The sequence below is a fragment of the Hyphomonas sp. genome (genome assembly GCF_040882205.1).
GTDB lineage: Bacteria > Pseudomonadota > Alphaproteobacteria > Caulobacterales > Hyphomonadaceae > Hyphomonas.
Genome location: NZ_JBBEBT010000106.1, coordinates 1 through 5,890 on the forward strand (window position 1 = coordinate 1; position 5,890 = coordinate 5,890).

Consider the following 5,890-nt stretch of genomic DNA (forward strand, 5'->3'; position numbering starts at 1 on the left):
CCTACACCCGCCCCGACCTCTTTCCGAAAACAGCCTATATCACCGATCCCAAGCAGGCAGACCACATAAACGCAATTTCCAAGGCGGCCCGCGCGAAAGGGCTTCCTGTCGTGTGGACACGCGTCGCCTATATGGACAATGCGGCCGATGCCGGAGTGTGGGGCACACGGACGAATACCCCGGAGTCTCTGCAGAACATCCACGCTGGAAGTGTCCGTCACGAATTCGATGACCGCCTCGAAATCGATCCATCCGTGGACGCCGTTTATGAAAAGCGCATGCCAAGCGCTTTCTTCGAGACCCGCTTGGCGAGCTTCCTGGTCTGGCACAAGGTCGACACCGTGATCGTGACCGGCGGATCGACGTCAGGCTGCGTGCGCGCGACCGCCGTCGACAGCCTGTCTCATGGCTACCGCACAATAGTCCCGATCGAGTGCGTGGCCGACAAGCATGAGAGCTATCATTTCGCCAACCTGACCGACCTGCTGATCAAGTATGCGGACGTCGTGCCGGTTCAGGCCGTGCATGACTGGATCGCAGGGTATGCGCCATGAGCCAGTCTGATCCTAATCTGTATGACTACTGGCCCTATGAGGGTCGGCCAAAAATCACCTGGCCTGGCGGCAAGAAACTCGCGTTCTGGATTGCGCCGAACATCGAGTACTATGAATTTAATCCCCCCCCCAATCCGAAACGTCAGGCCTGGCCGCGCGGCAATCCAGACATAACCGGCTATTCGCAGCGCGCCTGGGGCAATACGGTCGGTCACTGGCGCATGATGGACCTGTTCGACAAGTATGGCTTGCGCGGATCGATTTCCCTGTCGATCGGCCTGATCGACCATCACCCCGAGATCATTGAAGCGGTCGCCGCACGAAACTGGGAGTTCTTCTCGCACGGGATCTATAATACCCGTTTCAGCTACGAGATGACCGAGGCGCAGGAGCGCGCGGTGCTGGCCGATTCCATCCGCTCGGTCGAGGCGGCAACCGGCCAGCGGATCCGCGGTTACCTGGCGCCCGCATTGACCCATACAGAGCGCACGCTAGACCTCGTGGCGGAGCATGACTTCTGGTACAGCTGCGACCTCTTCCAGGACGACCAGCCCCAGCCGCTCAAGACACGCACCGGCAAGCTCGTCTCGTTGCCCTACAGTCTTGAGGTCAACGATGTGATCACCTACTCCGTACAAGGATGGAGTCCTGCGCGGTACACCGACATCCTGAAGCGCCATTTCGACCAGCTTCTGAAGGAGGGCGAGCGATCAGGAACGGTCATGTGCATTCCGCTGCATGCCTATCTCGTAAGCCAGCCCCATCGCCTGGACCCGTTTGAAGACGCCCTCCGGCATATATGTGCGCACCGGGATGATGTGTGGTTTGCGACCGGCGCCGAGATCGCCGGCTTTTTCCGCGACAATTACTGGGACGCTGCGATCGCCGATATCGCGGCCCGCGGCGACGCCCGGCCAGGCACCGGCTTTTCCGGTCCTTCCTCTGAGGAAAAAGCGTAATGCCGCTTCCAGATGCGTATCTCGAGTATCCGCACCGCAAGGCGGGCATGGACAATCCCTATTATGGCTGGGAGCCGGCGGCCTTGCGTCCGCGCCGCGAACTTGCCAGCGGCCTGAAACTGGCTGCTACCATCATCGTGCCGCTCGAATTCTTTCCGCTTGACCCGCCATCGGCGCCCTTCAAGCATCCCGGAGCGATGGTCACACCCTACCCGGACCTGCGCCACTATACGAGCCGGGACTATGGAAACCGGGTCGGCGTTTTCCGTCTCCTGCGCGCCTTCGCCCAGTTCGGCGTGAAAGCCACTTTTGCCGCAAACGCAGCCGTCGTACAGCGCTATCCGTCGCTCATCGAGGCCGTGGTTTCAGGGGGGCACGAACTTGCCGCCCATGGCGTGTCGACCGCCCATATCCATCATCAGGGGCTGAGCGAAGAAGAAGAGCGTGCGCTGATTGCCGAGACGCGGCGGGCCCTGCCCAACGCGGTGACATGGATGAGCCCGGCGCGGAATGAAAGCTTCAGGACACCCGCCCTCATTGCCGAGGCAGGCTTCGAGGTCTGTCTGGATTGGGAAGCGGACATGCGGCCGCTGCGCCTGTCCACGCCGCAAGGCAACCTGACAGCCCTGCCCAACTATAACGAACTTTCGGATTTCAGGCTGCTTGTCGAGCGGTCCCAGTCGGAAGATCAGTGGGCAGAGCAAATCATCGAAGCTGGCCGCTCACACCTCGCCCTGTTCGACAAGGAAGGCGCCGGCGCCATGGCCTTCACGCTCACCCCATATGTCGCCGGCCTGCCGTTCCGGATCAGTGCGGTGCACGCGCTGCTGGCCGGCCTGACCGAACTGCCCGGTCTCGGGCTCATGCCGGCGCGCAGCGCGGTCGCTGCCTTTGCCTGAGGACAAGAAGATGCGTTACACAGCCCTCGCGCTCCAGACCGCCTGCGACGCGGTCAATGCCGACTCGCACCCGGAAGATGCCCGCGCGCGCATGCACAGGTCCATCGACCGTGTCCAGGCACAGGTGCTGGCGGCCAAGGCGTTCCTGAAAGGCTTCAACGGGTATGAGGTGCAGCTCGTTGTGCTGCCCGAATACTGGATGACCGGTTTTCCCATGGCAGAAAGCCGTGAGGCCTGGCAGGCAAAAGCGGCCATTCCCATGACCGGCGCATTTCCTGAGCGCCTCGCCGCTTTTGCTCAGGCGGCGGGAGTTTATCTGTGCTCGAACCATTACGAAACCGATCCGAACTTCCCCGAACTCTATTTCCAGGCAAATGTGATCTACGGCCCGGGCGGTGACACCGTGCTGCGCTACCGTCGCCTGATTTCACTCTATGCCCCCAGCCCCTACGATGTATGGGACCGCTACCTCGACGTCTACGGAGCAAAGTCTGTCTTTCCAGTCGCCGAAACGCCGATCGGCGCGCTTGGCACCGTGGCCAGCGAAGAGATCCTCTATCCGGAAATTGCGAGGATGCTGGCTTTCTCCGGTGCCGAGATCCTTCTGCATCCGACCTCCGAAGTGGGCGCGCCGGGCCTCACACCGAAGCATATCTGCAAACGGGCGCGGGCCGTCGAGAACATGGCGTATGTGGTTTCGGCCAATAGCGCAGGCATCCACGGAACGCCCGTACCTGCGGCGTCCACGGACGGCATGTCGATCATCATCGACCCCTACGGGCGCGCGCTGGCCGAAGCCGGCACAGGCGAGACGCTGAACGCCAATGCCTTGATCGATCTCGGCGCCCTGCGTGAAGGCCGCCGGAAGACCGGCATGACCAACACGCTGTCGAGGATTCCTGCGGCAGCCTTTGCTGCCGGCTACCTGGCTGCCGGCCACGCGGCCCCCAACCGGACCCCTGACGGGCGCATGATCGACCGTGCCGGGGCGCTCGCCTCCCAGCAGTCCGTCATCGACCGTCTGATCGCCGCCGGCATCCTGAAATAGGCCTCCTGATGAACGCTGCCCTGCCCTCTGAGCCGCCCCATGTTCCGCGTCTGCCGACGCCCTGCTTCCTGGTCATCTGCCGGGACGGGCCCGGCGCCGGCGCCATGCGCGCCCGCTACCTTGATGGCCACCTGCAACATGTAGAAGCCAACTGGACGCGTTACATCACGGCCGGACCGGTGCGAGAGCCCGGAGGCGAAGCCCTGGTCGGGTCGGTATTCCTCGTTCTTGCAGATACCCTGGACGCCGCCCGGCGCCTCATGCAGGACGACCCCTACATCACATGCGGCCTTTATTCGTCCATCGAGTACAAGGAGTTCACGAACTCGATCGGCCTCTACATGGGCGGCCGAATCTGGGAATCGCGCGACGCGATCCGCCACCGCGCGGCGGGCGGCCCTCCGGACGACCTCTCTAAGGGGGCCGGCAGCTGAACAGGCCTGTCCGGCCCGGCAATTGCAGCAGACGCGGGAAGGCTTTAACCGTGTAGGGCCAAGACAGGACGTCCCAGATGCTCGATGTACCCTCACTTACGCTGACGGCAGACCAGATCGACGAGAGCAGCCAGACCCCGCTCTACCAGCAGATCTACGAGCTTCTGCGAGCAGCGATTCTCGACGGGCGCCTCAAGGTCAATGCCCGGCTACCGGCCGAGCAGGACCTTACACAGTCCCTCGGGGTCTCGCGTATCACCGTCAAGCGCGCCATGAACGAACTCGCGGTCGCTGGCATGGTGCGCCGCCAGAGGGGCATTGGAACGGTCGTCACCTATGATGCGGCTGCGCCGACCGTGCGTGGCAGCTTCGAGACGATGATCAACGGGCTTACGCGCATGGGCATCGAGACAGAAGTCCAGTTGCTCGATTGCACGACCAGCGTCGCCAGCCCCGCCATCGCAGAGGCGCTTGAGCTCTCGCGCGGCGCAAGCGTGCAGCGCATTGTGCGCCTCAGGCGGCTGTCCGGCGAGCCATTCTCCTACCTCATCACCCACATTCCCGAAGACGTTGCCGAAGGCTATGACGAGCAGGAACTCGCCTCGGAGTCCCTCATCCGGCTTCTGGAACGGGCAGGACACGCGCCCGTGGAAGCCGAGCAGACAATTTCGGCGACTGCAGCTGAGCCAGCCGTTGCGGCGGTGCTTGGCGTCGCCCCTGGGTCCCCGCTGATGCGGATACACCGGATCATGCGCGATGCCTCCGGCCGGCCGGTCCAGGATATTACGGCTCACTACCGCGCGGACAGGTTCGAGTACCATATGCGGTTCACGCGCGACTCGTCCAAGCGGGACGACTGGACGTCCGAAAAGTGAATTCGGCTCTATCGCCAGCGCGATTTCAAATGATATATCTTTTGAAATCTCGTGAGGTGACATGCCCGACGCTGCCATTTTTGGCCTGCTGCATATCCTCGTCTTCGCCTACTGGCTGGGCGGAGACCTGGGGGCCTTCTACACAAGCCGCTACCTGATCTTGCCGGGGGTGCCGGCTGATCGCCGGCTGCTGGCTGCAAAGATTGTCGGGGACGTCGACATGGCGCCCCGCTCCGCGCTGATCCTCACCCTGCCGACCGGTCTTGCGCTCGCCGAGTCAAGGGGCTGGCTTGAACTCAGCGCGGCGACCCTGCCCCTCGTCAGCCTTCTCAGTGCCGGCTGGCTTGCGCTCGTCTGGCACCTGCATGGCCGGCAAGGCGGCGCATCCGCCGTCCTGCGCCGCCTCGACCTCGTGATCCGCTGGGCGGTCGTCCTTGCCGTGTGCGCCGCGGCATTGGCCGGCCTCGCCGGCGCCGTCAGCCTCCCCCTTTTTCTCGAACTGAAACTGTTCCTGCTTGCGGGCTGCATCCTGCTGGGGCTCGCGATCCGCCGGCTGCTCCTGCCTCTTGGCCCGGCGCTCGCTGGGCTCACCGGCACCGATCCACAAGGCGCCGAGGCGCGCCTTGCCGCGACCCTCTCAGCGGCGCGCCCGCTGGTTGCCTGTATCTGGACCCTCCTGGTCCTCGCTGCCCTCATCGGGCTCTGCACTCCTCTTGAAATAGGATAACCACTGTCATGGCTGATGACCTCACCGCCGCTGTCGACCTTGCCGGCATTCTTCGCCAGATGCTCGGCGCAGATGCCGTAGACGACGATCCCGGTACGCGCAGCCTCTACAGTCAGGACATCTGGTCAAAGGGCGAGATGGCCGAGTTCATCGTGCGCCCGGCAAGCGTCGATGACCTGGGGCGCGTCGCCGCGGCGGCCCACCGCTACGGCGTTGCCTTGAACCCTCGCGGCGGCGGAATGTCCTATACCAACGGCTACACGCCTGACCGCGGAGGTGTCGCAATCCTTGATTTCAGCCGGCTCGACCGGATCACCGAGATCAACGTCCAGGACATGTACGTCACCGCTGAAGCCGGCGTAACGTGGAAGCAATTGCACGACGCGCTGAAGCC

Annotated in this window: 8 protein-coding genes; all 8 read left to right on the forward strand. The window is 63.4% G+C overall.

The genetic code is table 11. The features are described from left to right. On the forward strand, positions 1-554 hold a 554-nt coding region (locus tag WEA77_RS04355), incomplete at its 5' end, for an isochorismatase family protein (RefSeq protein WP_368066644.1). Further along, positions 551-1,513 (forward strand): polysaccharide deacetylase family protein, encoded by a 963-nt coding sequence (locus WEA77_RS04360; RefSeq protein ID WP_368066645.1) that lies wholly within the window; start codon positions 551-553, stop codon positions 1,511-1,513. The genes WEA77_RS04355 and WEA77_RS04360, both read left to right, overlap by 4 nt. Beyond that, positions 1,513-2,412, forward strand: coding sequence for a polysaccharide deacetylase family protein (locus tag WEA77_RS04365; RefSeq protein ID WP_368066646.1), 900 nt, complete (start codon positions 1,513-1,515; stop codon positions 2,410-2,412). Before WEA77_RS04360 ends, WEA77_RS04365 begins: the two co-directional genes overlap by 1 nt. Positions 2,413-2,422: 10 nt before the next feature. Further along, the gene (locus WEA77_RS04370) at positions 2,423-3,460 is read left to right on the forward strand and encodes a nitrilase-related carbon-nitrogen hydrolase (protein WP_368066648.1); all 1,038 of its coding nucleotides are present in this window, start codon (positions 2,423-2,425) and stop codon (positions 3,458-3,460) included. An 8-nt stretch (positions 3,461-3,468) separates the two neighbouring features. Beyond that, a complete protein-coding gene (locus WEA77_RS04375) occupies positions 3,469-3,894 on the forward strand; it encodes a YciI family protein (RefSeq protein WP_368066649.1) in 426 nt (141 codons plus the stop codon). A 77-nt stretch (positions 3,895-3,971) separates the two neighbouring features. Next, positions 3,972-4,769 (forward strand): GntR family transcriptional regulator, encoded by a 798-nt coding sequence (locus WEA77_RS04380; protein WP_368066650.1) that lies wholly within the window; start codon positions 3,972-3,974, stop codon positions 4,767-4,769. A gap of 61 nt (positions 4,770-4,830) precedes the next feature. Beyond that, the gene (locus WEA77_RS04385; RefSeq protein ID WP_368066651.1) at positions 4,831-5,496 is read left to right on the forward strand and encodes a hypothetical protein; all 666 of its coding nucleotides are present in this window, start codon (positions 4,831-4,833) and stop codon (positions 5,494-5,496) included. 8 nt (positions 5,497-5,504) lie between these two features. After that, a partial coding sequence (locus tag WEA77_RS04390) for an FAD-binding oxidoreductase (RefSeq protein WP_368066652.1) occupies positions 5,505-5,890 on the forward strand: 386 nt, incomplete at its 3' end.

What these genes read in the sequence shown, in the direction of transcription:
- WEA77_RS04360 (WP_368066645.1), top strand. Translation starts at nt 551, where the DNA reads ATGAGCCAGTCTGATCCTAATCTGTATGACTACTGGCCCTATGAGGGT.
- WEA77_RS04375 (WP_368066649.1), top strand. Translation starts at nt 3,469, where the DNA reads ATGAACGCTGCCCTGCCCTCTGAGCCGCCCCATGTTCCGCGTCTGCCG.
- WEA77_RS04365 (WP_368066646.1), top strand. Translation starts at nt 1,513, where the DNA reads ATGCCGCTTCCAGATGCGTATCTCGAGTATCCGCACCGCAAGGCGGGC.
- WEA77_RS04370 (WP_368066648.1), top strand. Translation starts at nt 2,423, where the DNA reads ATGCGTTACACAGCCCTCGCGCTCCAGACCGCCTGCGACGCGGTCAAT.
- WEA77_RS04385 (WP_368066651.1), top strand. Translation starts at nt 4,831, where the DNA reads ATGCCCGACGCTGCCATTTTTGGCCTGCTGCATATCCTCGTCTTCGCC.
- WEA77_RS04380 (WP_368066650.1), top strand. Translation starts at nt 3,972, where the DNA reads ATGCTCGATGTACCCTCACTTACGCTGACGGCAGACCAGATCGACGAG.